The organism is Roseomonas sp. CCTCC AB2023176 (assembly GCF_042259275.1).
In the GTDB taxonomy this organism is placed as follows: domain Bacteria; phylum Pseudomonadota; class Alphaproteobacteria; order Acetobacterales; family Acetobacteraceae; genus Roseomonas.
This window is the reverse complement of record NZ_CP170086.1, coordinates 3,153,819-3,177,683: the sequence shown is the minus strand read 5'-3', so window position 1 is coordinate 3,177,683 and position 23,865 is coordinate 3,153,819. Positions and strand designations below refer to the sequence as shown.

Genomic DNA, 23,865 nt, shown 5'->3' with positions numbered 1-23,865 from the left:
CGTGATCCGCGTCGCGTTGCAGCAGCCCCGCCGCGCTGCTACAGCCAAGGGCGACCAAGGGGCGCCCCCGACCTCAACCAGGGCGTGCGCCCGACAGGACTGCTCATGACCCCGAACCTGATCCCGACGGGGAAAGCCCCGCCGTACGACATCAACGTCGTCGTGGAGATCCCGCAGGGCGCCCAGGTCAAGTACGAGATCGACAAGGACAGCGGCGCCGTCGTTGTCGACCGCTTCCTGTTCACGCCCATGGCCTATCCCGCGGCCTACGGCTTCATCCCCGGGACGCTCGCGGATGACGGCGACCCGACGGACGTGCTGGTTCTGACCCCCGTTCCCGTCGTCCCCGGCTGCGTCATCCGCTGCCGGCCGATCGGGGTGTTGATGATGGAGGATGAGGCGGGCGGCGACGAGAAGCTCGTCGCCGTACCGCACGAGAAGGTCCACCCCTACTTCGCGGACATCGAGGGCTGCGAGGACCTGCCGGAGATCACGCGCCGGACGATCGAGCACTTCTTCAGCCGCTACAAGGACCTGGAGCCCGGCAAGTGGGTAAAGGTCCTGGGCTGGGGGACGAAGGACGACGCGCACCGGCTGATCCGCGAGGGCATCGCCGCGGCCGCTTCCCAGAAGGCCGACGCGGCGGCCTGATTACGGCCGGGGGGGCCGGTTGCGCGGCCCCCTACCCCTTGGCACGCTCCCCGGGCAACCGGCGCGGATCCGCGCCGGGCCAAAGGGGGGAGTCCACACTTGATCACCACATGGCTGCTGGTGGTCATCGTGCTGGGGGCGCTGTCCGTCGCCTACGGCGTGGTGACCGCGAAGGAGGTCCTGGCGCGCGACGCCGGGTCCGCACGGATGCAGGAGATCGCTGCGGCGATCCAGGAAGGCGCGCAGGCCTACCTGCGGCGCCAGTACACCACCATCGCGATCGTCGGCGTCGTCCTCTTCGTCCTGGTCGCCTGGCGGCTGGGCTTCGCGGTCGCGATCGGCTTCCTGCTCGGCGCAGTGCTGTCGGGGCTGGCGGGCTTCCTCGGGATGAACGTGTCGGTCCGCGCCAACGTGCGGACGGCCCAGGCCTCCCTCGGCTCGCTCGCCGCAGGGCTGGACGTTGCGTTCAAGTCCGGCGCGATCACCGGAATGCTCGTGGCCGGCCTCGCGCTGCTCGGGGTCGCCGGCTACTTCTTCATCCTCGTCATCCTCGGCGGGAACCCCATGAACTCCCGCGTGGTCATCGACAGCCTTGTCGCACTGGGCTTCGGCGCTTCGCTCATCTCGATCTTCGCGCGGCTCGGCGGAGGCATCTTCACCAAGGGTGCGGATGTCGGCGGCGACATGGTCGGCAAGGTCGAGGCCGGCATCCCCGAGGACGACCCCCGCAACCCCGCGACGATCGCGGACAACGTCGGGGACAACGTCGGCGACTGCGCGGGCATGGCAGCGGACCTGTTCGAAACCTACGCTGTGACGATCGTCGCCACGATGGTGCTGGCGGCCATCGCCTTCACCGGCGAGGCGTCACGGGTCCAGGGCATGCTCTACCCGCTGGTGATCGGCGGGGCCTGCATCCTGACCTCCATCGTCGGCACCTACTTCGTGAAGCTGCCGGCGAACAACTCGATCATGGGGGCGATGTACCGGGGCTTCATCGTCACGGGCGTGCTGTCGCTCGTCGTCCTGCTGCCCCTGACCTTCCTGGTCTTCGGGTCGCAGCCGCTAACGGCGGGTGGCGTGACCTTCACGCGCATGTCCCTGTTCTGGTGCGGCGTCATGGGTCTCGCCGTCACGGCGGCCATCGTGTGGGTCACCGAATACTACACCGGCACGAACTACCGGCCCGTCCAGGCCATCGCGGAGAGCAGCGTCACGGGCCACGGAACCAACGTGATCCGCGGCCTTGCCGTGAGCATGGAGAGCACGGCGCTGCCGGCGCTCATCATCATCGCCGGCGTGCTGGTGACCTACAACCTCGCCGGCCTCTACGGCATCGCGATCGCGACGACGACGATGCTGGCGCTCGCGGGCTTCGTCGTGGCACTCGATGCCTTCGGGCCGGTGACGGACAATGCGGGCGGCATCGCGGAGATGGCGGAGCTTCCGAAGGAGGTCCGGGTCACGACCGACGCGCTGGACGCGGTGGGCAACACCACGAAGGCCGTCACGAAGGGCTACGCCATCGGCTCGGCCGGTCTCGGCGCGCTCGTGCTCTTCGCGGCCTATACGCAGGACCTGCAGTACTTCCAGGCGAACTCGAACATCTATCCCTACTTCGCGGGGATTCCGCCGCTGACCTTCAGCCTCGCCGACCCCTACGTCGTGGTGGGGCTGCTGTTCGGGGGACTGCTGCCTTTCCTGTTCGGCGGCATGGCCATGACCGCGGTCGGTCGCGCGGCCATGTCGGTCGTCGAGGAGGTGCGACGCCAGTTCCGGGAGAAGCCGGGTATCATGCAGGGCACGGAAAAGCCGGACTACGCCCGCGCCGTGGACCTGCTGACGAAGGCGGCGATCCGGGAGATGATCATTCCCTCGCTGCTGCCGGTGCTTTCGCCGCTCGTGGTGTATTTCGGCATCCAGGCGATCGCGGGGAAGGCGGCGGCCTTCTCGGCGCTCGGCGCGATGCTGCTGGGCGTGATCGTCACCGGGTTTTTCGTCGCGGTGTCCATGACGACGGGCGGTGGCGCCTGGGACAACGCGAAGAAGTACATCGAGGACGGGCACCACGGCGGCAAGGGCTCCGACGCCCACAAGGCCGCGGTGACCGGCGACACGGTCGGCGATCCCTACAAGGACACGGCCGGGCCTGCGGTGAACCCGATGATCAAGATCACGAACATCGTGGCGCTGTTGCTGCTTGCGATCCTCGCCCATTCCTGAGGGCGGGCCGGCCGGCGGGGACCTCCCCCGCCGGCCACGCCGCGCCGGTCCGCGCGGTTCTGGTACGGGGTCGCGGCCGTCGCGACTTTGGTCGGCTGGGCGCCGATCCTCTCTGTCATCTTCACCGGCATCGCGGCGGACGCGCTGGGTTGTCGTGTGAACGAAGGCGGGGTCACGCCTTGCACCGGGCCGGGCGGCACGGATTGGGGGCCGCTCCTCTACACCACGGGCATGATGGGCTGGTTCATGCTGGTCACCTGGCCCCTGATCCTCGCGACGACGCTGCTCTGGGCCGTCCTGCTGATCCGCGGGGTCGGTCGGCTGGTCCGCCGGTAGCGCGCGTCAGGCGGGCTTCGGAACCGGCGCCGGGGCGGGCGCCGCGAAGACGCGGCGGGAAGCGAGGAGCGCCGCCAGCACCACCGCTGCCCCGACCAGGCCCGCGCCGGCGAAGCCCACCGAGTCCTTCACCCCGCCGCCGATCGCCGCCCCCGCCCCCTGTCCGAGCGAGACAAGCGAGCCGTTGAGCGCGAAGGCGAGCGGCGTGGCCGCGCCGGCGACCGCGGCAAGGCGGTTCTGCAGCACGGGCACCATGGCGAAGAGCGTCGCAGAGTTGACGAGGATGGCGAGGCCGAGGAGCGGCACGGCCCAACCGCGCGCCCATCCCGCGATCAGCGCGGCGAAGCCGAGCAGGCATGCAGCTAGGACCAGCAGCGAGATCGGAAGCACGCGGCGCGCGGCGCTCCCGTCCGCGGCCTTCCCGCCGAGCGCGAGGCCGAGAAGCGATCCGACACCGATGCAGGCCTGGAAGGGGCCGACTGCCGCGCCGGCATAGCCGGTGACCGCGTTCACCAGCGGCCCAGTGAAAGCGACGACGCAGAAGGAGCCGGCGAAGGCGAGGAAGTTCGTCGCGAAGGCCGACCGGACCGCGGGGATGGCGAGCAATGCCGTCGGGCTGGGCCGCGGCCCCGGCATCGGCTGTACCCGCGGAAGGACCAGCAGCAAGGCAGCGATCGCGCCGAGCGTCAGGACGATGCTCAGCACGAAGCAGGCGCGCCAGCCGAAGGCGCCGCCGGCGGCGGAGCCCAGCGGCAAGCCGAGGGTGAAGGCGAGGGTCAGGCCGCCCAGGACAAGAGCCAGCGCCTGTCCGCGCTTCTCCGGCGGTGCGATCTGCGCGGCCGTGGCGCCGCCAACCGCCCCGACTAGCCCGGCGCCGAGGCCCGTCAGCACGCGGAGGGCGAAGAGCGCCGCGAAGTTCGGCGCGAGGGCGCATCCGATGTTGCCGAGCAGGAGGACCGCGAGGCCGGCCAGCAGGACGGTCCGCCGCTCGGCCCGGCCGAACAGAACGGCGAACACCGGAGACCCCACCGCGAAGGTGACCGCGGACGCGGTGATGGCCAGGCCCGCCGTGCCCGTCGTGACACCCAGGTCGGCGGCCAGCTCGGCCAGGACCCCGCCGAAGACGAAGCCCTGCGTTCCCACGGCGAAGTTCACCAGGAGAAGGGCGTAAATGCCGGGCGGCATGCGGCGTGGTCCTTGACGGGAGACCGGACGGTGGGGGCGCGGTGCGGCCCTGTCCAGCACGCGACGCGCGGGTCAGCCCGGCGGGAGCGACGCGGGGAGGCGCAGGTCCAGTTCGGCGGGGATTGGCCATTCCTCCCGCACGCGGCGGGTGACCGTGAAGCCGGCGGCGAGGTAGTTCGGCATCGCCCGCGGGTGGTCGGCGGTGCAGGTGTTCACCGTCAGGCCATCCGGGCGTTCGGCCCAGGCGGTGTCCACCGCATCCCGCAGGAAGGGACGGCCGAGCCCGGCGCCGATGACGTGGGGCATGAGGCCGAAATAGCCGAGGTTGATCGTGCGGTCCGGGCGGCGTTCCAGTTCGTAGAAGCCGGCGGGCTCCCCGTCCCGGTAGAGGACGTGGATGGACACGGCGGGGTCGGCCAGGATCCGCCCGAGCCGCCCGTCGGACACGGTGCGACGCAACCACCAGCAATAGTCTCGGCCCACCGTGTCGTAGAGGTAGCGGTAGAAGCCGACCGTCGGGCGCGGCAGGCGGAGCACGCCGACGCCATCGGGTAGCGGCGGCGCCGGGTCGGCCGGCGGCGCCTCCATCCGCAGGAACGTCACCTCGACGGTGACGGGGATGGTATCTGGCATCCCGCGTCGGCCGTCAGTTGTCGAGGAAGGACCGCAGCTTCCGGGACCGGGTCGGGTGCTTCAGCTTGCGCAGCGCCTTCGCCTCGATCTGGCGGATGCGCTCGCGCGTTACGTTGAACTGCTGCCCGACCTCTTCCAGCGTATGGTCCGTGTTCATGCCGATGCCGAAGCGCATCCGCAGGACGCGTTCCTCACGCGGCGTCAGGCTCGACAGCACGCGGGTCGTCGCCTCGCGCAGGTTGGACTGAATCGCTGCATCCAGCGGGATGATCGCGTTCTTGTCCTCGATGAAGTCGCCGAGGTGGCTGTCCTCCTCGTCGCCGATCGGCGTTTCGAGGGAGATCGGCTCCTTCGCGATCTTCAGGACCTTTCGCACTTTCTCCAGCGGCATCCCCAGCTTCTCAGCGAGTTCCTCCGGCTGTGGCTCCCGCCCGATCTCGTGCAGCATCTGGCGCGACGTGCGGACCAGCTTGTTGATCGTCTCGATCATGTGGACGGGGATGCGGATGGTCCGCGCCTGGTCGGCGATGGATCGCGTGATCGCCTGCCGGATCCACCACGTGGCGTAGGTGCTGAACTTGTAGCCGCGGCGGTACTCGAACTTGTCCACGGCCTTCATCAGGCCGATGTTGCCCTCCTGGATCAGGTCCAGGAACTGCAGGCCGCGGTTCGTGTACTTCTTGGCGATGGAGATCACGAGGCGCAGGTTAGCCTCGATCATCTCCTTCTTCGCCTGGGTCATGTCGCGTTCGCCGCGCGACACCGTCGAATAGACTCGCTTGAACTCGGCGACGGGCAGGCCGGTCATGCCGGCGACCTTGCCGATCTCCGCGCGGATGGCCTCGGCGTCGTTGCGCGCGACGCCGACGAAGTTCTGCCAGGCCTTGCCCTTGAGCTTGCCGACGCGGTCGAACCAGGCGGGGTCCAGCTCGCTGCCGCGCCAGTGTTCCAGGAACTCCTCGCGCTTGACCTTTTGGCCCTCGGCGAGGCGCAGGACTTGGCCCTCGAGGCCCGTCAGGCGGCGGTAGAGGCCCTTGATCTGGTCAACGAGTTCCTCGATCCGGTTGTTGTGGAGGTGAACCTTCTCCACCAACGCGACGAGTTCCTGCCGCTGCTTCTCGTAGGTCTTCTCGGAACGGGACGCGAGCTCGCCGCCGGAGGTATAGGCCTCCATGCGCTTGTTCGACATCTTCTCGAGCTTGCCGTAGGCGGCCTCGATCGCCTCGAAGGCGGCGAGCGCCTCGGGCTTCAGCTTTTCCTCGAGCGCGGAGAGGGAGAGGCCGACGCCCTCGCCCTCCTCACCCTCCTCGAACTCTTCCGCCTCGGGCGGCGGGCCGTCGGGCATGTCGGCGTTGTTCGTGGCTTCCAGGTCGATGACGTCGCGCAGCAGCATCTTCCCGTCGCGGACGGACTCGTGCCACTTCACGATGGCCTGGAAGGTCAGCGGGCTCTCGCAGAGCCCGCCGATCATCATGTCACGGCCGGCCTCGATGCGCTTGGCGATCGCGATCTCGCCCTCGCGGGAGAGGAGCTCGACCGACCCCATCTCGCGGAGGTACATGCGGACGGGGTCGTCCGTGCGGCCGAGGTTAGCCTCGTCCACGTTGCCGCCGGACTCCTCGTCCTCGGCCTTCTCCTTCGGCTCTTCTTCCTCATCGCCCTCGGCCTTGGCGACGACGGGCTTCTTCTCCGCGTCCTCGTCGGCGGATTCCTCGGCCTCGACGACGTTGACGCCCATCTCCGAGAGGTTCGCCATGACGTCCTCGATCTGCTCGGAGGACATCTGATCCTGGGGGAGAACGGCGTTGATCTCGTCGTAGGTGACGTAACCCCGCTCCTTGCCGCGGGCGATCAGCTTCTTCACGGACGCGACAAGGCTGTCCACGAGCGCGCCCTCGACCGCCTCGTCGCGGGTCTCCGTCGTCTCCGTGCCGTTCGCCGTCTTCGTGGCCATGCCGCTCTCCGAATGATTCGACGCCGGCGGGCGGGGTGAGCCACCACCGGGTCGGAAAACCGTCCCTACCCTATGCAGTTCCGGAGAGGGCGGTGCCTTCCGGTTCCGTCTCCCCCTGCCGGAGCGCGAGGAGCGCCTCCGTCAGGTGCCGCAGCCGGGCCTCGGCCGCGGGGTCGTTCGTCTCGGCCAAGGTGCGCGCGGCGGCCCGCTGGTCCCCGACCAGGTCCGCCTCGCCGCGCAACAGGCCGAAGAAATGCCACCAGCCGCTCAATGCCTCCCCGGGCTGGGCATCGCGGCGGGCGGCGGCCGGCAGGCCCGCCCCGCGGGAGGCCCAGTCACGCGCCTCCGCCAATCCGGTCGCCGTGAGGTGGTTGAGCAACACGTCGGAGTCAAGCGTTCGCGAGGAGTCCGGCCCTGCGTTGCCGGAATGCCACGCGAGCAGCGCGCCCTGAAGAGCCTCGGCGTGACCGGGCGGCATCGTCAGCAAGGCGAAGGCCTCCTCTGCCTCGCCGAGGATCCAGGGGTGGGCGATGGTGATGGCCAGGAGATGACGCGCCTGGTCCAGCCGTGCGGCTATGGCACTCGGCGGCGTGCGGGCTGGACGCGGGCGGAGGGATGCGGGCGGCGCGCCGCGGCGGGGACGGGACGCGAAGAAGCGGTCGAGGAGGAGGGAACGGTATTCCGCGGCAAGCGACCTGTCCTTGACCTGAGCAGAAGCGCTGACGAGGTCGTTGCGGAGTGCGGCGCGGCCTTCGGGCGAGGCTAGGTTCTTCCCCTCCGCGGCCGCATCGTAGATCAGGTCGGGCATTCCACGAGAACCGGCCATCAGCGCTTCGAAGGCGGCGTTGCCGGACTTGGCGACGAAGGTATCCGGGTCTTCCCCGGCCGGCAGCGTCGCGAAGCGGAGGCGCCGTTCCGTTCCGACCAGCGGCAGGCCGACCGTCGCCGACCGCATGGCGGCCCGCGCGCCAGCCGCATCGCCGTCGAGGCAGAGGATGGGCTCGGGCGAGACGCGCCACAGTTCTTCCAGATGCTCCTCGGTCAGCGCGGTGCCGAGGGGTGCGACGGCGCCGCCGAAGCCGGCCTGGTGGAGGGCGATGACGTCCATGTATCCCTCGACCACCACGAGGCGGGCGCCACGGAAGACGGCCTCCCGCGCCATGTCCAGGCCGTAGAGGGTCCGGCGCTTGGAGAAGACCGGCGTCTCCGGGCCGTTCAGGTACTTGGGCTGACCGTCGCCGAGGATGCGGCCGCCGAAGGAGACGATGCGTCCCCGCCGGTCGCGGATCGGGAACATGACCCGGTTGAAGAAGAAGTCGCGGTCGGCACTGCCGTCCTCGGCCGGCTTGGTCAGGCCGGCCTCGGCCAGTTGCGCCGGCTCGATCCCCAGCGGCTTCAGGTCGGCGGCGAGGGTGCCGCGGCCCGCGCCGGACCAGCCGAGGCCGAAGCGCGTGATGGTCTCGTCGGTCAGGCCGCGGCGGCGGAGGTAGTCCAGGGCCGGCCGCCCCTCCGGCAGGTGAAGCCGACGCTGCATCGCTTCCATCGCGGCGTGGAGCACGCCGTGCAGGTCGCGGGCCCTGGCCTCCCGCGCCGCCTGCTGGGGTGTTTCCTTCGGCAGGTCGAGGCTGGCCTCGGCGGCGAGGCGCTCCACTGCCTCGCGGAAGGGAAGGCCTTCCGTCTGCATCGTGAAGCCGATCGCGTCGCCATGCGCGCCGCAGCCGAAGCAGTGGTAGTGGTCGTCGTAGACGTAGAAGGACGGCGTCTTCTCGTTGTGGAAGGGGCAGCAGCCCTTCCAGTTCCGCCCGTTCTTTGCCAGCCGGACCTTGCGGCCGATGACGGAGGCGAGCGGCGTTCGGGCGCGCAGTTCGTCCAGGAAGGCGGGCGGGAGGGCCATTCAGCCCCGAAGGTAGTGCGCCGCCCCCTCCGCGGTCACCCGCCCAGCGCTGCCTTCACCATCGGGCCGGCCTTGGCCATGTCGAGCGTCGCGGCGTGCTTCGCCTTCAGGGCGGCCATGACCTTGCCCATGTCCTTGATGCTGGCGGCGCCCGTGTCGGCGACGGCGTCGCGGACCGCGGCCTGCATCGCTGCCTCGTCCATCTGCTGCGGCAGGAAGGATTCGATGACGGCGATTTCCGCCTCCTCCTTCGCGGCCAGTTCCTCGCGGCCGCCCTGGCGGTAGAGATCCGCGCTCTCTCGCCGGCTCTTCACCATGCCGCGGAGCATCGAGACGATGCCCTCCTCCCCCACCTGCTGCACGCCGGAGGGTCGGGCGGCGATGTCGGCCTCCTTCATCTTCGCGATCATCATGCGGATGGTGGAGGTGCGGGCGGTGTCACCGGCGCGCATGGAGGCCTTCATCTCCTCGGTGAAGCGGGTGCGCAGGTCCATCAAGTGTCTCCGGCGGGGCAGCGCCTGGGAAATTTCTTCCCGGGCCAGCGTTTCGGGTTGGAGTGGGAAATTCGTTCCCCTATTCTGGGATCATGCAGTCGGTTGAGCAAATCCTGACCCTGATGGGGGGAGCGGCCGCGGCCGCCTCCCGCCTCGGCGTGGGGACGGAGGCCATCCGCAAGTGGCGGCAGGCCCGGGCCATCCCGGCGAAGCACTGGCCCGCCGTGCTGGGGGCGACCGGCCTGGCCCTGGCCGACCTGCCCCGCGGCGATGCCGCCTCGACCCCTGCCAATGCCCCCTCCCCCGCTCCGGAGAGCCCGATGCCGACCACGACCGATCCTGACGCGGTGCCCGAGGGGGCGACCGCCGCCCTGATCCTGTCGAGCGGCGCGGTGATCTGGGGTCGCGGCTTCGGCGCCGCCGGGTCGCGGGTGGGCGAGGTCTGCTTCAACACGTCGATGACCGGGTACCAGGAGGTGCTGACCGATCCCTCCTACGCCGGGCAGATCATTACCTTCACCTTCCCGCATATCGGCAATGTCGGCGCGAATCCGGAGGACGTGGAGAGCATCACCCCCGCCGCGCGCGGGCTGGTGGTGAAGCAGGACTTGACCGACCCGTCCAACTACCGCGCGACGCGGCACCTGGATGACTGGCTGAAGTCCTTCGGCATCCCTGGCATCTGCGGCGTGGACACGCGCGCGCTGACGGCGCTGATACGCGACGGCGGCGCGCCGAACGGGGTGATCGTGAACTTTGGCCCGGGGGCGCCGGACGGGCGCGTCGACCTCGCCGCGCTGCGCGCCGAGGCGGCGGGATGGCCGGGGCTCGAGGGGATGGACCTCGCGAAGGAGGTCTCGACGCGGCAGACCTATTCCTGGGTCGATGGCGGGACCTGGGAATGGAACCGGGGCTATGACCCCGCGCCGGCGACGCGGCACAAGGTCGTGGCCGTGGATTACGGCGCCAAGCGCAACATCCTGCGCTGCCTCGCCCAGGCCGGGTGCGAGGTTACGGTGGTCCCGGCAACGGCAACGGCGGAGGACATCCTGCGGCACGAGCCCCACGGGGTGTTCCTCTCCAACGGGCCGGGTGACCCCGCGGCAACGGGGGAATACGCGGTGCCGGCAATCCAGGGCGTGCTGGAAGCCGGGAAGCCGGTCTTCGGCATCTGCCTCGGTCACCAGTTGCTGGCCCTGGCGCTGGGGGCGAAGACCTACAAGCTGGACCGGGGACACCGCGGCGGGAACCAGCCGGTGAAGGACTTGGTCACCGGGCGGGTCGAGATCACGTCGCAGAATCACGGCTTCGCGGTGGATGAGGCAACGTTGCCGGAGGGCGTGACGGTGACGCACCGGTCGCTGTTCGACGGGTCGAACGAGGGGATCGCGGCGGAGGGGCGGCGGGCCTTTTCCGTGCAGTACCACCCGGAGGCGTCGCCGGGGCCGTCGGACAGTTTCCACCTCTTCCAGCGCTTCACGCGACTGATCGAGACGACCAAGGCAGGCTGAGGTGCCCTCCGCCGATACGCTGCTGGTCTTCGCGGCCCTGTCGCTCGGCCTCGCGCTGACGCCGGGGCCGAACCTGTTCTATCTCGTCTCGCGCACGCTCTCGCAGGGAACGCGCGCCGGGCTCTGGTCGCTCGCGGGTTGCCAGACCGGGTCGCTTCTCATCGCGGTCGGCGCGGCGGCCGGGGTGACGGCGGCGCTGCTCGCGGTCCCCTATGCGTTCCAGACCATGCAATATGGGGGCGCGGCCTACCTGCTGTGGTTGGCTTGGCAGAGCGTGCGGCCGAACGGGGCGCCGCTGTTCTCCCCCCGGCCGATGCCGAGGGAGGGAGCCGCGCGGCTGTTCGGGCTAGGGCTGGCGACGGCGGCGCTCAATCCGAAGGTCGCGCTGTTCTACGTGGCGGTGCTGCCGCCCTTCATGGATCCGGAGCAGGGATCGCTGTTCTGGCAGGGCGTGACGCTCGGCGCGGTGCAGATCGGGGTCTGCACGGCCTTCGACGCGGTGATGGTCGCGGGCGCCGGCGGGGTGGCGCGTTTCCTCGCGACGCGGCCGGCGTGGTTGGCGGCGCAGCGCTGGGTATTGGGGATCGGGCTGGTGGCGCTGGCGGTCCACCTCGCGACGACGCGGCGCGCCGCGTGACGAGGGTCGCGTGATCCGACTCCTGGTTCTGGCACTGCCCCTGTCGCTCGCCGCGCGCTGGGTGCTGCGGCGCATGGGGTGGGAGGCCGGGCGCGCCTGGACGGGTGGCGTGGGCGTTTCCGCGCTGCTTCTCGGCCTCCTCGTCGTCTTCGGTGACGTCGACGATGCGCGCGGACGGCTGGTGCTGGCGGCGCTGTGGCTCGGCGTTCACGCGGCGCTCTATCTCCTGCTGCGCCCCTTTCTCGGACGCGTGGCATGACCCTCGATCCGCAGGACTGGGCGTTCGCCATCGCCGTCGCCGTGGGTGTGTTCGGCACGCCGCTGGCGTGGCGCATGACGCGCGGGGCGGCGCGCCTGCCACGCATCGCCGCGGTCAGCCTCGCCTGCATCGGCTTCGCCGCCTTGTTCTCCGTTGGCCCCACGTTTCTGCGTGCGGGGCTCACCGAGACGCCGCTTCTCGCGACTCTCTGCTCCCTCATCGTCCAGGCGTTCGTGCTTCCTTTTCTCCTCTTCCTGCCCCGTAAGGCCTGACCATGCCCAAGCGCACCGACATCCAGTCCATCCTCATCATCGGCGCGGGACCGATCATCATCGGGCAGGCCTGCGAGTTCGATTATTCCGGCGCCCAGGCGTGCAAGGCGCTGCGCGCCGAGGGCTACCGGGTGATCCTGGTGAACTCGAATCCCGCCACGATCATGACCGACCCCGGTCTGGCCGATGCCACCTACATCGAGCCGATCACGCCGGAGGTGGTCGAGAAGATCATCGCGAAGGAGCGGCCCGACGCGATCCTGCCGACCATGGGCGGCCAAACCGCGCTGAACACCGCGCTGAAGTTGGACGCCGCCGGCGTTCTCACGAGATACGGCTGCGAGCTGATCGGCGCGAAGGCCGACGTGATCGACAAGGCGGAAGACCGGCTGAAGTTCCGCGACGCCATGTCAAAGATCGGGATCGAGAGTCCCCGCTCCGGCATCGCGCACACCATGCAGGAGGCTTGGGAGGCGCTGGATCAGGTCAAGCTGCCTTGCGTCATCCGCCCGTCCTTCACCCTCGGCGGTACGGGCGGCGGCATCGCCTACAACAAGGAGGAGTTCGAGCAGATCGTCACCGCGGGCCTCGCCGCCTCCATGACGACGGAGGTGCTGATCGAGGAATCCGTGCTGGGGTGGAAGGAGTTCGAGATGGAGGTGGTCCGCGACTGCGCGGACAACTGCATCATCGTCTGCTCCATCGAGAACCTGGACCCGATGGGCGTGCACACCGGGGATTCCGTTACGATCGCGCCGGCGCTGACGCTGACGGACAAGGAATACCAGCGGATGCGCGATGCTTCCATCGCGTGCCTGCGGGAGATCGGGGTGGATACCGGCGGGTCGAACGTCCAGTTCGGGATCAATCCGGTGGATGGCCGCATGGTCATCATCGAGATGAATCCGCGCGTCTCCCGCTCCTCCGCGCTCGCATCGAAGGCGACCGGCTTTCCCATCGCGAAGGTCGCGGCGAAGCTGGCCGTCGGCTACACGCTGGACGAACTGGCGAACGACATCACCAAGGTCACGCCGGCGTCCTTCGAGCCGACGATCGACTATGTCGTCGTGAAGATCCCGCGCTTCACTTTCGAGAAGTTCCCGGGCACGCCGGCGACGCTCACGACCTCGATGAAGTCGGTCGGCGAGACGATGGCGATCGGGCGGTCCTTCGCGGAGGCTTTGCAGAAGGGGCTGAGGGGGCTGGAGACCGGCCTGTCGGGCCTGGATGATCTGCCAGTGCCGGGCGACGGGTCCGAGGAAGCCTTCATCGCCGCGCTGGCCAGCCCGACACCCGATCGGTCCCTGACGGTCGCGCAGGCCCTGCGGGCCGGGTTGTCGGTCGAGACGATCCACGCCGCCTGCAAGTTCGACCCCTGGTTCATCCGGGAGATCGAGAAGATCGTGCGGGCCGAGGACAGCGTGCGCGCCGATGGGCTGCCGCGGGATGCGACGGGGCTTCGGCGACTGAAGGCGATGGGCTTCTCCGACCGGCGCCTCGCGACGCTCGCGGGCGTGAGCGAGCCGGAGGTCGACGCGGCGCGGCGGCGTCTGGGCGTGCTGCCGGTATACAAGCGCATCGACACCTGCGCGGCCGAGTTCGCCTCCGAGACGCCCTACATGTACTCGACCTACGAGGGCGGCTTCGGCACGCCTGTCTGCGAGAGCCGGCCGACGGACCGCCAGAAGGTCATCATCCTCGGCGGCGGGCCGAACCGCATCGGGCAGGGCATCGAGTTCGACTATTGCTGCGTCCATGCGGCCTATGCGCTGCGGGAGGCCGGGTTCGAGACCATCATGGTCAACTGCAATCCTGAGACGGTCTCCACGGACTACGACACCTCCGACCGCCTCTACTTCGAGCCGCTGACGGACGAGGACGTCATCGCTCTCGTCCGCAAGGAGCAAGAGCGGGGCGAGGTGCTGGGCTGCATCGTACAGTACGGCGGCCAGACGCCGCTGAAGCTGTCCCAGGCGCTGGACAAGGCGGGGATTCCCATTCTCGGCACCTCCGCCGAGGCGATCGACATCGCGGAGGACCGTGAGCGCTTCCAGCACCTGCTGAAGGGCCTCGGCCTCAAGCAGCCGCAGAACGGCACGGCCCGCACGCTGGACGAGGCGGCGCGGGAAGCCGAGCGGATCGGTTATCCGGTGGTCGTCCGTCCCTCCTACGTGCTGGGCGGGCGTGCAATGGAGATCGCGTACAACACGGAACAGTTGATGCGCTTCGGGCAGGAGGCGGTGCGGGTGTCCGGCGAGAACCCGATCCTCATCGACCAGTACCTGCAGGACGCGATCGAGGTGGACGTCGACTGCATCGCCGACAGCGCAGGCGAGGTCTATGTCGCCGGCGTCATGGAGCACATCGAGGAAGCCGGCATACATTCCGGCGATTCCGCGTGCTCCCTTCCGCCCTATTCCCTGCCACCGGCCATCGTGACCGAATTGAAGGCCGAGACGGAGGCGATGGCGCGCGCGCTGAAGGTGCGCGGGCTGATGAACGTCCAGTACGCCGTGAAGGACGGGGAGATCTACGTCCTCGAGGTGAACCCGCGGGCTTCGCGTACCGTGCCCTTCGTCGCGAAGGCCACGGGCGTGCCGGTCGCGAAGATCGGGGCTCGCGTCATGGCCGGAGCGTTGCTGCGCGAGTTCGACCTGGACGACAGCGCGATCTCGCGCCACGTCGCGGTGAAGGAAGCCGTCTTCCCCTTCAACCGCTTTCCCGGCGTGGACGTGCTGCTCGGGCCCGAGATGAAGAGCACGGGCGAGGTCATGGGCCTCGACCTCTCCTTCGAGCGTGCCTTCCTCAAGTCGCAGATGGGTGCGGGCGTGAAGCTCCCGGAAGCCGGCACGGCCTTCATCTCGGTGAAGGACTCCGACAAGACGGCCGCCGTTTCGCTGGCCCGCCGCCTGTCGGAGATGGGTTTCACCGTCATGGCCACGCGCGGCACCGCGGCGCGGCTGCGCGAGGCGGGGCTGGACGTCTCGGTCGTCAACAAGGTGTTGGAAGGCCGGCCACACTGCGTGGACGCCATCAAGTCCGGGGACATCCAATTGGTGATCAACACCACGGGCGGCGGACGTTCGGTCAGCGACTCCTTCGACATCCGGCGGGGGGCGCTGACGCAGGGCGTCCCGCATTACACGACGGTGGCGGGGGCGCGGGCGGCCGTTCACGCCATCGCGGCCCTCCGGGCCGGAACCCTTGATGTGGCGCCGCTGCAGTCGTACTTTCAGCATTCGTTCTAGCCGTACAGGCTCAGGGCGCGCGGGTCGGGTTCCGGTGGAACCCGGCCCGGTCCGTGCGCCGGCTCAACGCAGTTCGGGTAGGGCGGGTCCGGGTGAGCCGGTGCCCGCCCTTCCTCTTTCCGACCCTCACGAAAGCGTGCACGCTTCGTGACCGTCTATTCGTGACCCACTGGGGGATCGCCAGACCGTGCAGAAGTTTCCGATGACCGCCGAAGGCCTCGCCCGATTGGAGGAAGAGTTGCGCACGCTCCGCGCGGAGGAGCGCCCGGCCGTGATCCGCGCGATCGCCGAGGCGCGCGCGCACGGTGACCTGTCGGAGAACGCGGAATACCACGCGGCGCGCGAGAAGCAGTCGTTCATCGAGGGCCGGATCGCCGACCTCGAGGCCGTGATCCCCTCCGTCGAGGTGATCGACGTTTCCCGCCTATCCGGCGACATCGTGAAGTTCGGCGCCCGGGTCACGATTGTGGACGAGGAGACGGAGGACGAGAAGACCTACCGCATCGTCGGCGCCTATGAGGCTGACATGAAGAAGGGGTCGATCTCCATCTCGTCGCCGCTCGCGCAGGCGCTGATCGGCAAGAAGGTCGGGGCCAGCGTGGAAGTGCCGGCGCCCGGCGGCTCCCGCTCGGTCGAGATCACCGCCGTCTCCTACGCGTCCTGACCGTGTCCGCCGCGCTCCGCTTGCCGTTGGTCACGCTCGCCGACGTGCGAGCGGCGGCGGGGCGCATCCGCGGCGGCGTCCTCCGCACGCCACTGGTGGAGCCGGGCGCCATCGCGCAGGCGGCCGGCGCGAAGGTCCTCCTGAAACTCGACAACCTGCAGCCCACCGGTGCCTTCAAGGAACGGGGCGCGGCGAACCGCCTCGCGCTGCTCTCGGCCAACGAACGCGCGGCGGGCGTCATCGCCATGTCGGCCGGCAACCACGCGCAGGCGGTGGCGCGGCACGCATCGCTCCTCGGCATCCGCGCGACGATCGTCATGCCACGCTTCACGCCCGCGACGAAGGTCGTGCGGACGGAAGGCTGGGGCGCGACCGTCGTCCTGCACGGCGACACGCTCGCGGAAGCCGCTTCGCATGCGCAGGAGCTGGCCCGGCGCGACGGACTGGTCTTCATTCATCCTTACGATGACCCCGCCGTCATCGCGGGCCAGGGCACCGTCGCGCTGGAGATTCTTGAGGACGCAGGCGACCTTGACGCCCTGATCCTGCCGGTTGGCGGCGGTGGCTTGCTGGCCGGATGCGTCGCCGCGGCCGCCGAACTCCGCCCCGGCCTGAAGGTCTATGGCGTGGAGGTCGAGGGCTACCCGGCGATGGTGCAGCGCCTTGCGGGCCGTCCCATCCGGGTTGGCGGCCCGACGGTTGCCGAAGGCATCGCGGTGCGCGACGTCGGCGACCTGCCCTTTGCCATCCTCCGCTCGCACGGGACGGAGGTGCTGCTGGCGCCGGAAAGCGCTGTAGAGCAGGCGATAGCCGTTCTGGCGGAGAACGCGAAGATCGTCGCGGAGGGCGCAGGCGCGGCTGGGCTGGCCGCCGTGCTGGCGCATGGGGACCGGTTCCGCGGCAAGCGCGTCGCGACGGTGATTTGCGGCGGCAACATCGACCCGCGCATCCTCGCCAACGTCCTGCTCCGCAACCTGCTGCGGGACGGCCGCATCCTGCGCCTGCACCTCGACATCCCAGACCGCCCTGGCGTGCTGGCCGACATCGCGACCCGCGTCGCAGCAGCCGGCGGGAACGTGATCGAGGTCTCGCATCAACGGCTCTTCGCCGCACCGTCCGTTCAGACGGCCGAGCTGGAGCTGATGGTCGAGGTCCGCGACGCGGTCCAAGGGGCCGCGATCATCAAGGCGCTGGAGGATGGCGACTACGTGGTTCGGCGGGGATAGCCCCCGACCGGCGAAACCCGCCGCCCCCGCTCAGGGTTGTTGCCCCGGCCTTCACCGGAGGAGCTGCCCTGCGCCCGCATGCCGTCCGCCCACCCTTCGTCCCGCGTGAGGGGTCGATTGAACCCGCCCGCTGAACCGTCGGACGCACCGCGGGCCGGCAGCCGGGCGCGCCGGTTCCTGCGTGCGTTCTTCCGGCCCTCGCGCTTGCTCCTGGCCCTGACGGTGCCGCTGCTGGCGCTGTCGGGTTACCTGTTCTGGTGCCTGCTGCGCATTCCGGTGGACGGCGGCATGCACCCGGACACCAGCCCCGCCTCGATGGTGCTGGAGGGAAAGGACGCCGAGGCCTTCGCGACCCGGGGGGCGCTTCGCGGGGATCCGATCGAAGCGGCACGCCTGCCGCCCGCACTCCGCGATGCGGTCGTCGCGATCGAGGACCGGCGCTTCTACGACCACGCCGGCGTGGACCTGCACGGCATCATCCGCGCGACGCTGCGCAACACCCTGAACGGTCGCGCGCGCGAGGGGGCGAGCACCATCACGCAGCAGCTCGCGCGCCTCGAACACCTGTCCCAGGACCGAAGCCTGACCCGCAAGGTGCAGGAGGCAATGCTGGCCATCTGGCTGGAATCGCGCCTGTCGAAGGACGAGATTCTCGCCCGCTACCTGAACAATGCCTATTTCGGCGCGGGCGCGTGGGGCGCTGATGCGGCGGCACGACGCTACTTCGGCAAGGCGGCGTCGGATCTGACCTTGTCCGAGGCGGCTATGCTGGCCGGCCTTGTGCGGGCGCCCTCGACCCTCGCACCGAACCGGAATCCGGAGGGGGCGCAGCAGCGGGCCTCCGTCGTGCTGGACGTCATGCAGGAAACAGGGCGGGCGACGCCGGAACAGGTCGCCGGCGCCCGCGCCGCGCCGCCTGCGCTGCGTGCGCCGCCGGAGATGAGCGCGGGACGCGGCTGGTTCTCTGATTGGGCGGAGGCCGAGGCGCGACGCCTGATCGGCGCGCTGCCGGTGGACCTGAACGTTCGTACAACCCTGGATCCCGCGCTGCAGGACCTGGCGGAACGGACCGTCGCGACCTTGCTGGACCGGGAGGGGCCGCGGGTGAATGCGTCCCAGGCCGCGCTCGTCGCGATGTCGCATGACGGGTCGGTCCTCGCCCTCGTCGGTGGGCGGGACTATGCGGCGAGCCAATTCAACCGCGTCACCCAGGCCAGGCGGCAGCCAGGGTCACTCTTCAAGCTCTTCACCTACGCCGCGGCGATGGAATCCGGGATGTCTCCGGACGCGACGATCGTGGACCAGCCCGTCCGCATCGGCGACTGGGAGCCGGTGAACAGCGACGGGCGCTTCCGCGGGGCAATGACGCTTCGCGCGGCCTTCGCCCAGTCCGTCAACAGCCCGGCGGTACAGCTCTACCAGTCGCTCGGCCGGGACCGGGTGGTGGGGGTTGCGCGCCGCCTCGGCCTTCGATCCGAAGTGCCGAACGTACCAAGCGCCGCCCTTGGCAGCGGGGAGGCGACGCTGCTGGAAATGACCGCCGCCTATGCCGCGGTCGCGAACAACCGGGTGGTCGAGCCCTACGTGATCCGCAGCGTGCGGGCGCGTGATCGCACGCTCTACACGCGCCCGGACGCCATGGGCGGCACCCCCGCCCTGCCGGAACGGGCGCAGGCCGCGATGCTGGACCTGCTGCTGAGCGTGGTGCGCGAGGGGACGGGGCGCGAGGCGGCGCTCCCCCGCCCCGTTGCCGGCAAGACCGGGACGACGCAGGAGAACCGGGACGCTTGGTTCGTCGGCATGACCGCCGACGTGGTGGTGGGCGTCTGGGTTGGGAACGACGACAACACGCCGATGCGCGGCGTCTATGGCGGCGGCCTGCCCGCGCGGATCTGGCGCGACTTCGTGCGCGAGGCCGACCGGGCGAAGACGGCGGAAGCCCCGCAGCCTGCCCCGGCCGTGCCCACCCCAACGCAGCCTTCCGCCCAGCGCCAGCCACCGATCCGCGGCGTGCCCGTGGTGGCGGATACGGCAACGTTGCGCTTCGGCAACCGCGCGGTGCAGCTGGCCGGGGTGATCGGGTTGCGCGGCGACTATGCGCGGCAGATGTCGGACTACCTCGCAGGGCGAGAGGTGACCTGCGAGACGGTGTCCGACGCGCAGCACCGCTGCACCGTGGAAGGGCGGGACCTGTCGGATGTCGTGCTGTTCAACGGCGGCGGGCGGGCTTCGGCCGACGCGTCGCCGGCGCTGCGGGAAAGCGAGGCCCAGGCCCGCGCGGCCGGGCGTGGCATGTGGGCGGCCCCGCCGGGCGGCTGATCAGGTCGCGCGGCGCCGGAACGGATAGAGGAACTGCCGCACCATTCCCTTCGGCAGCGGTTCGCCGATCACGCCGTAGCGGTCGGGCCAGCGCCGCGAGGGCAGGTGATGCGTGCCGAACAGGCGGTCGATGATGGGCAGGTGCGCGGCGTAGTTCACGTCCACCGCCTCACGGTCGCTGGCGTGGTGCCAGTGGTGGTAGCGCGGCGTGGTGAAGACGTACTCCAGCAGGCCGAAGCGCAGGCCGACATTGGCGTGGATGAGCCCAGCCTGGAACCCGGCGAAGATGACGTAGCAGAGCAGCGGCCCGGGCTCGGCGCCCAGCACGAAGGCGGGCAGCATGACCAACGCCCGCGTCACCAGCGGCTCCAGCACGTGGAGGCGGGAGCCGGCGAGCCAGTCCATGTGCTCCGCGCTGTGGTGCACGGCGTGGATGCGCCAGAGCCAGGGAACCTCATGCATCGTGCGGTGGATCGCGTACTCGACGAGGTCGGCGAGGAAGAGGATCACGGCGAACTGCACGATCCCCGGCAGGTCGCGGAACCACGCCTGGAGGTCGGCATTGATGGACCAGGCGAACAAGCGGGGCATCATCACGTGCCCGATGAAGATAAAGATCCCGATCGTCAGGTGATTGAAGACGAAGTAGCGCGCGTCATGCCAGAAATCCGGTCGCAGCACGGGCTGCCCCGGCTCCCGCGGCACGATCTTCTCGATGAGCACGAAGATGAGGGCGGAGCCGAGCAGGTCCAGGATGAACCAGTCGAGGCCGATATAGCCCGGCGCGGTGTAGCGCGGCCCGACTTGCACGCCGGTCCCGCCGAGCCAGAAGGCCAGTCCCGTGAGCAACAGTCCGAGCGCGCCGAGGTGTCGCTGGCGCCCGAGGACGAAGGTCAGCACCCCGAAGCCGGCGGAGAACACCATCCCGACGCCGAGGAACACGCGCATCCAGCCGAGGTCGTAGCCCGCGCGCAGTTCCGGCGTCGTCAGGGCGTCGGGGAAGAGAAAGCAGAGCACCGCGAGGGTGCTGAGCACCCCGAGGGTTATCGAGAGGTAGCCGCTGATGCGGCCCTCCCCCACCACGAGCGGACGTCTCCTGCTGTCATGCTTCATGGGATGGGCCTCTAGGCGTCCGGCACGGGTCCCCGCCACAAAAGGTCCGTCGCGTCGGTCGCGCCTCGATCAGTCCTCGATGGGAACGCCCGCGTCGTCCTTCGATGTCCGGATCGTCTGCAGGGTCGTCACCCGCAGCACGTTCGGCGCTCCCGTCAGCCGTCCCGTCAGCTCGTTCTCGTGCGCCGCGTTCCGGGCCACCAGCCGCAGCAGGAAGTCGCCGCCGCCGCGAATCATGTGGCACTCCCGGACCTCCGGCCAGTCGCGGACCATGGCCTCGAAGGCGTCGAGGATCGCGCCCTTCTGGCTTTCCAGCCCGACGAGGGCGAAGAAGGTGATCTCCCAGCCCAGGGCGTTCGGCTCGACCTCCGCGTGGTAGCCACGGAGGACCCCTGTCTCCTCCAGCCGCCGGACTCGCCGGAGGCAGGGCGGGGCGGAGAGGCCGACGCGCTTCGCCAGTTCGACGTTGGTCATCCGCCCGTCCCCCTGCAGTTCGCGCAGGATCTGGCGGTCGGTCGCGTCCAGGCTGGCGGGTCCGGGGGCGGTCGGGCTCGTGCGGCGCATCTCGGGCGGGGGTCGGGGCGTGGTGGACCATGCGCGCCGGGGGCGGCGTCTTCAAGGCCAAGGAGGAGGTCGGGGTGGGGTGGCGCCCGACCCCCGGCCGCCGATATCCTGTAACCGAAGACTCTGACGGAACGGTAACGTGGCCCCCTCAGCGCAGACCACCCACCGCACGCGGTTGCTGATCATCGGTGCCGGCCCGGCCGGTTACACCGCGGCCATCTACGCGGCACGCGCGGGGCTGGAGCCGACCCTCGTCGCCGGCCTCCAGCCGGGCGGGCAGCTCACGATCACGACGGATGTCGAGAACTACCCGGGCTTCGCCGAGACCATCCAGGGCCCCTGGCTGATGGAGCAGATGGCGGCCCAGGCCGCCCATGTCGGGACGCGCATCGTCCAGGACGTCATCACCTCGGTGGACCTGAGCCACCAGCCGTTCCGGGCGGTCGGCGACTCGGGCGATACCTACGAGGGTTCGGCCGTGGTGATCGCGACGGGCGCCCAGGCCCGGTGGCTCGGCGTTCCCGGGGAAAGGGAACTCTCGGGCTTCGGCGTCTCGGCCTGCGCCACCTGCGACGGGTTCTTCTTCCGCGGCCGGGAGGTCGCGGTGGTCGGCGGTGGCAACACGGCCGTGGAGGAGGCGCTCTACCTCTCCGGCCTCGCGAAGAAGGTCACGCTGATCCACCGGCGCGACTCGCTGCGTGCCGAGCGGATCCTGCAGGAACGGCTCTTCGCCAGGCCGAATGTCGAGATCGTCTGGAGCACCGTCGTGGACGCGGCCCTGCCGACCGAGGGAAAGATGCGGACCCTCCGCGGCCTGGTCCTGCGCGATGCCGTGACCGGCGCGGTGCGGGAAGCCGCCTTCGACGGGATGTTCGTCGCCATTGGCCACGATCCGGCGACCGCCCTCTTCCGCGGGCAGGTCGCGACGGATGCGGACGGCTACGTCGTGACGGAGCCCGGCTCGACCCGGACCTCCATCCCCGGCGTCTTCGCCGCCGGCGACGTGCAGGACCGGATCTACCGCCAGGCCGTCACGGCGGCGGGGACGGGCTGCATGGCCGCGCTGGATGCGGAGAAGTGGCTCGCGCACATGCCGGCGGACGCGCCGGCGACGGCGGCCTACGACACATCCGCGGACATCCCCCTTCACGAACGACCGCGGGCAGCCGAGTGATGCCCTTGGACTGGGACAAGCTCCGGGTCTTCCACGCCGTCGCGGAGGCCGGCTCCTTCACCCATGCGGGTGACACGCTGAACCTCTCGCAATCCGCCGTGTCCCGGCAGATCCAGGCGCTGGAGGAAAGCCTCAACGTCCCCCTCTTCCACCGCCACGCGCGCGGCCTGATCCTGACGGAGCAGGGCGAGACGCTGAACAAGACGGTGCGGGAGGTCTTCGCCAAGCTCGCGATGACCGAGGCACTGCTGACGGAGAGCCGAGAGCGCGCGGCGGGACGGTTGAAGGTCACGACGACGACGGGCTTCGGCTCCACCTGGCTCGCGCCGCGGCTCCAGCGCTTCCTGGCCTTGAACCCTGAGGTGACGATCACCCTGCTGCTGGACGACACCGACCTCGACCTCGCGATGCGAGAGGCCGACCTGGCCATCCGGATGCACCCGCCGCGGCAGCCCGACCTGATCCAGCGGCACATCGCGACTTTCGGCTGGAAGGTCGTAGGCTCGCCCGAATACCTGAAGGAGGCGGGCGTGCCCCAGCGCGCGGAGGAGCTGGATGCGCACCGCCTCGTCATCTACGGCGACTACCGGCCGCCGGTGGAGGACATCAACTGGCTCGCCGAAGCGGGGCGTCGCCCGGGGAGCCCACGACGGGCGGCGGTGGAGGTCAACTCCCTTCCGGCCATGCTGCGTGCCGTGCGCTCCGGCCTCGGGCTTGCCGCCCTGCCGGACTACATGCGGGACGACATCCAGGACCTCGTTCCCGTCCTGCCGGAGCTGAAGACGCCGAAGGTCGAGGCCTACTTCGTCTATCCGGAGGAGATGCGGAACTCAAAGCGCGTGGCGGTCTTCCGGGACTTCCTTGTTGCCGAACTCGCCGTCCTGCACGCATGAAGGAAATATGAGACGCTGCATGCGCCGCGCGCATGGCGGCCTTCCGCACTTCCCGCAACGCAACGACACGGCACCGGCATAGCTTCCGTCCGTCCGAGATTTTGGTTCGGACGGGGTTCCGGTCTTCCGGTGATCCCGCGTCTCCCAGACGTGAAGCCTCCCTGTTTCACTTGCCCGGAAAACCCCGTGTTTTCCGGGCTTTCTTTTTCCGACGGCTGGTGCCACTTCCCCGCCGAAACCACCCTTAACCCTCTTTGAGGACGATCACCGGACCCGCATGCGCGTCTTAAAGGGCACCGATTTCAACGACCGCAGCAAGGCCTCGCTCGACGCGAAGAAGGCGCTGCTGGAACGCTTCAAGGCCCGCCCGCCGGCGGATGATCCGGCCGTACAGGCGAAGCAGGAAGAGCGCCGCCGGATCGTCGAGGCGCGCGAGGCCCGCGAGGCCGAGCGCCGCCGGCAGCGGGAGGAAGAGGAGGCACGGCGCCGCGCCGCCGAGGAGGAGGAGCGCCTCCTGAAGCTGAAGGAAGCCGAGGAGGCCCGCGCGGCCCTCCTCGCCGAGCAGAAGGCCGCCCGCGACCGGCGCTACGCGCTGCGCAAGGCGCGACGCTGAGG

General features: G+C 69.9%; 21 protein-coding genes. 14 read left to right on the top strand and 7 right to left on the bottom strand.

The window, feature by feature from the left end:
* Nucleotides 1-105: 105 nt before the first annotated feature.
* The 3 genes from ppa to ACE7GA_RS15870 all read left to right on the top strand — a co-directional run bounded on the left by ppa (nucleotide 106) and on the right by ACE7GA_RS15870 (nucleotide 3,210).
* Complete coding sequence (gene ppa / locus ACE7GA_RS15880; RefSeq protein ID WP_376088307.1) at nucleotides 106-651, top strand: inorganic diphosphatase; 546 nt, start codon at nucleotides 106-108, stop codon at nucleotides 649-651.
* Nucleotides 652-753: 102 nt separating this feature from the next.
* Nucleotides 754-2,874: a sodium-translocating pyrophosphatase gene (locus tag ACE7GA_RS15875; protein ID WP_376100299.1), complete on the top strand. Its 2,121-nt coding sequence runs from the start codon at nucleotides 754-756 to the stop codon at nucleotides 2,872-2,874.
* 87 nt (nucleotides 2,875-2,961) lie between these two features.
* Entirely contained in the window at nucleotides 2,962-3,210 is a 249-nt protein-coding gene (locus tag ACE7GA_RS15870) for a hypothetical protein (RefSeq protein WP_376088304.1), read from the top strand.
* Between the two features lie 6 nt (nucleotides 3,211-3,216).
* Here the strand turns inward: ACE7GA_RS15870 and ACE7GA_RS15865 are convergent, their stop codons facing one another.
* The 5 genes from ACE7GA_RS15865 to ACE7GA_RS15845 form a co-directional block, all read right to left on the bottom strand.
* A complete protein-coding gene (locus ACE7GA_RS15865) occupies nucleotides 3,217-4,395 on the bottom strand; it encodes an MFS transporter (RefSeq protein WP_376088301.1) in 1,179 nt (392 codons plus the stop codon).
* Between the two features lie 72 nt (nucleotides 4,396-4,467).
* Nucleotides 4,468-5,028, bottom strand: coding sequence for a GNAT family N-acetyltransferase (locus ACE7GA_RS15860; RefSeq protein WP_376088298.1), 561 nt, complete (start codon nucleotides 5,026-5,028; stop codon nucleotides 4,468-4,470).
* A gap of 13 nt (nucleotides 5,029-5,041) precedes the next feature.
* Nucleotides 5,042-6,982 (bottom strand): RNA polymerase sigma factor RpoD, encoded by a 1,941-nt coding sequence (rpoD, locus tag ACE7GA_RS15855; RefSeq protein ID WP_376088295.1) that lies wholly within the window; start codon nucleotides 6,980-6,982, stop codon nucleotides 5,042-5,044.
* A 70-nt stretch (nucleotides 6,983-7,052) separates the two neighbouring features.
* Nucleotides 7,053-8,876 carry a DNA primase gene (gene dnaG, locus ACE7GA_RS15850; RefSeq protein ID WP_376088292.1) on the bottom strand — a complete coding sequence of 608 codons (1,824 nt, stop codon included), beginning with the start codon at nucleotides 8,874-8,876 and terminating at the stop codon, nucleotides 7,053-7,055.
* 35 nt (nucleotides 8,877-8,911) lie between these two features.
* Entirely contained in the window at nucleotides 8,912-9,370 is a 459-nt protein-coding gene (locus ACE7GA_RS15845; RefSeq protein ID WP_376088289.1) for a GatB/YqeY domain-containing protein, read from the bottom strand.
* A gap of 89 nt (nucleotides 9,371-9,459) precedes the next feature.
* Here ACE7GA_RS15845 and carA point away from each other — a divergent pair, with 89 nt between their 5' ends.
* The 8 genes from carA to ACE7GA_RS15805 all read left to right on the top strand — a co-directional run bounded on the left by carA (nucleotide 9,460) and on the right by ACE7GA_RS15805 (nucleotide 19,506).
* On the top strand, nucleotides 9,460-10,881 hold the full coding sequence (gene carA, locus ACE7GA_RS15840; RefSeq protein WP_376100296.1) for a glutamine-hydrolyzing carbamoyl-phosphate synthase small subunit: 1,422 nt from the start codon (nucleotides 9,460-9,462) through the stop codon (nucleotides 10,879-10,881).
* 1 nt (nucleotide 10,882) lies between these two features.
* On the top strand, nucleotides 10,883-11,518 hold the full coding sequence (locus ACE7GA_RS15835) for a LysE family translocator (protein ID WP_376088286.1): 636 nt from the start codon (nucleotides 10,883-10,885) through the stop codon (nucleotides 11,516-11,518).
* A gap of 10 nt (nucleotides 11,519-11,528) precedes the next feature.
* Nucleotides 11,529-11,777 (top strand): hypothetical protein, encoded by a 249-nt coding sequence (locus tag ACE7GA_RS15830; protein ID WP_376088283.1) that lies wholly within the window; start codon nucleotides 11,529-11,531, stop codon nucleotides 11,775-11,777.
* Nucleotides 11,774-12,049, top strand: coding sequence for a hypothetical protein (locus ACE7GA_RS15825; protein ID WP_376088280.1), 276 nt, complete (start codon nucleotides 11,774-11,776; stop codon nucleotides 12,047-12,049). Before ACE7GA_RS15830 ends, ACE7GA_RS15825 begins: the two co-directional genes overlap by 4 nt.
* A 2-nt stretch (nucleotides 12,050-12,051) precedes the next feature.
* A complete protein-coding gene (gene carB / locus ACE7GA_RS15820; RefSeq protein ID WP_376088277.1) occupies nucleotides 12,052-15,297 on the top strand; it encodes a carbamoyl-phosphate synthase large subunit in 3,246 nt (1,081 codons plus the stop codon).
* A gap of 187 nt (nucleotides 15,298-15,484) precedes the next feature.
* Entirely contained in the window at nucleotides 15,485-15,961 is a 477-nt protein-coding gene (gene greA, locus ACE7GA_RS15815; RefSeq protein WP_376088274.1) for a transcription elongation factor GreA, read from the top strand.
* A gap of 26 nt (nucleotides 15,962-15,987) precedes the next feature.
* Complete coding sequence (locus ACE7GA_RS15810; RefSeq protein ID WP_376100293.1) at nucleotides 15,988-17,187, top strand: threonine ammonia-lyase; 1,200 nt, start codon at nucleotides 15,988-15,990, stop codon at nucleotides 17,185-17,187.
* 204 nt (nucleotides 17,188-17,391) lie between these two features.
* Nucleotides 17,392-19,506: a PBP1A family penicillin-binding protein gene (locus ACE7GA_RS15805; RefSeq protein WP_376088271.1), complete on the top strand. Its 2,115-nt coding sequence runs from the start codon at nucleotides 17,392-17,394 to the stop codon at nucleotides 19,504-19,506.
* On the opposite strand, the gene ACE7GA_RS15800 is transcribed toward ACE7GA_RS15805, so the two are convergent.
* Together ACE7GA_RS15800 and ACE7GA_RS15795 are read right to left on the bottom strand one after the other, a co-directional pair.
* Nucleotides 19,507-20,619 (bottom strand): sterol desaturase family protein, encoded by a 1,113-nt coding sequence (locus ACE7GA_RS15800; RefSeq protein WP_376088268.1) that lies wholly within the window; start codon nucleotides 20,617-20,619, stop codon nucleotides 19,507-19,509.
* A 69-nt stretch (nucleotides 20,620-20,688) separates the two neighbouring features.
* Nucleotides 20,689-21,183 carry an Lrp/AsnC family transcriptional regulator gene (locus tag ACE7GA_RS15795; protein ID WP_376088265.1) on the bottom strand — a complete coding sequence of 165 codons (495 nt, stop codon included), beginning with the start codon at nucleotides 21,181-21,183 and terminating at the stop codon, nucleotides 20,689-20,691.
* Nucleotides 21,184-21,322: 139 nt separating this feature from the next.
* On the opposite strand from ACE7GA_RS15795, the gene trxB reads away from it, so the two are divergent.
* From trxB to ACE7GA_RS15780, 3 genes are all read left to right on the top strand, one after another.
* Nucleotides 21,323-22,357: a thioredoxin-disulfide reductase gene (gene trxB / locus ACE7GA_RS15790; protein WP_376088262.1), complete on the top strand. Its 1,035-nt coding sequence runs from the start codon at nucleotides 21,323-21,325 to the stop codon at nucleotides 22,355-22,357.
* Nucleotides 22,357-23,250 carry a LysR family transcriptional regulator gene (locus ACE7GA_RS15785; RefSeq protein WP_376088259.1) on the top strand — a complete coding sequence of 298 codons (894 nt, stop codon included), beginning with the start codon at nucleotides 22,357-22,359 and terminating at the stop codon, nucleotides 23,248-23,250. Before trxB ends, ACE7GA_RS15785 begins: the two co-directional genes overlap by 1 nt.
* 277 nt (nucleotides 23,251-23,527) lie before the next feature.
* On the top strand, nucleotides 23,528-23,863 hold the full coding sequence (locus tag ACE7GA_RS15780; protein ID WP_376088256.1) for a DUF6481 family protein: 336 nt from the start codon (nucleotides 23,528-23,530) through the stop codon (nucleotides 23,861-23,863).
* Nucleotides 23,864-23,865 lie beyond the last annotated feature (2 nt).

Bases quoted from the DNA above. Each gene is read 5' to 3' on its own strand.
- rpoD (WP_376088295.1), bottom strand. From the start codon at position 6,982: ATGGCCACGAAGACGGCGAACGGCACGGAGACGACGGAGACCCGCGAC.
- ACE7GA_RS15785 (WP_376088259.1), top strand. From the start codon at position 22,357: ATGCCCTTGGACTGGGACAAGCTCCGGGTCTTCCACGCCGTCGCGGAG.
- dnaG (WP_376088292.1), bottom strand. From the start codon at position 8,876: ATGGCCCTCCCGCCCGCCTTCCTGGACGAACTGCGCGCCCGAACGCCG.
- ACE7GA_RS15825 (WP_376088280.1), top strand. From the start codon at position 11,774: ATGACCCTCGATCCGCAGGACTGGGCGTTCGCCATCGCCGTCGCCGTG.
- carB (WP_376088277.1), top strand. From the start codon at position 12,052: ATGCCCAAGCGCACCGACATCCAGTCCATCCTCATCATCGGCGCGGGA.
- ACE7GA_RS15800 (WP_376088268.1), bottom strand. From the start codon at position 20,619: ATGAAGCATGACAGCAGGAGACGTCCGCTCGTGGTGGGGGAGGGCCGC.
- ACE7GA_RS15860 (WP_376088298.1), bottom strand. From the start codon at position 5,028: ATGCCAGATACCATCCCCGTCACCGTCGAGGTGACGTTCCTGCGGATG.
- ACE7GA_RS15780 (WP_376088256.1), top strand. From the start codon at position 23,528: ATGCGCGTCTTAAAGGGCACCGATTTCAACGACCGCAGCAAGGCCTCG.
- ACE7GA_RS15795 (WP_376088265.1), bottom strand. From the start codon at position 21,183: ATGCGCCGCACGAGCCCGACCGCCCCCGGACCCGCCAGCCTGGACGCG.
- ppa (WP_376088307.1), top strand. From the start codon at position 106: ATGACCCCGAACCTGATCCCGACGGGGAAAGCCCCGCCGTACGACATC.
- ACE7GA_RS15845 (WP_376088289.1), bottom strand. From the start codon at position 9,370: ATGGACCTGCGCACCCGCTTCACCGAGGAGATGAAGGCCTCCATGCGC.
- ACE7GA_RS15865 (WP_376088301.1), bottom strand. From the start codon at position 4,395: ATGCCGCCCGGCATTTACGCCCTTCTCCTGGTGAACTTCGCCGTGGGA.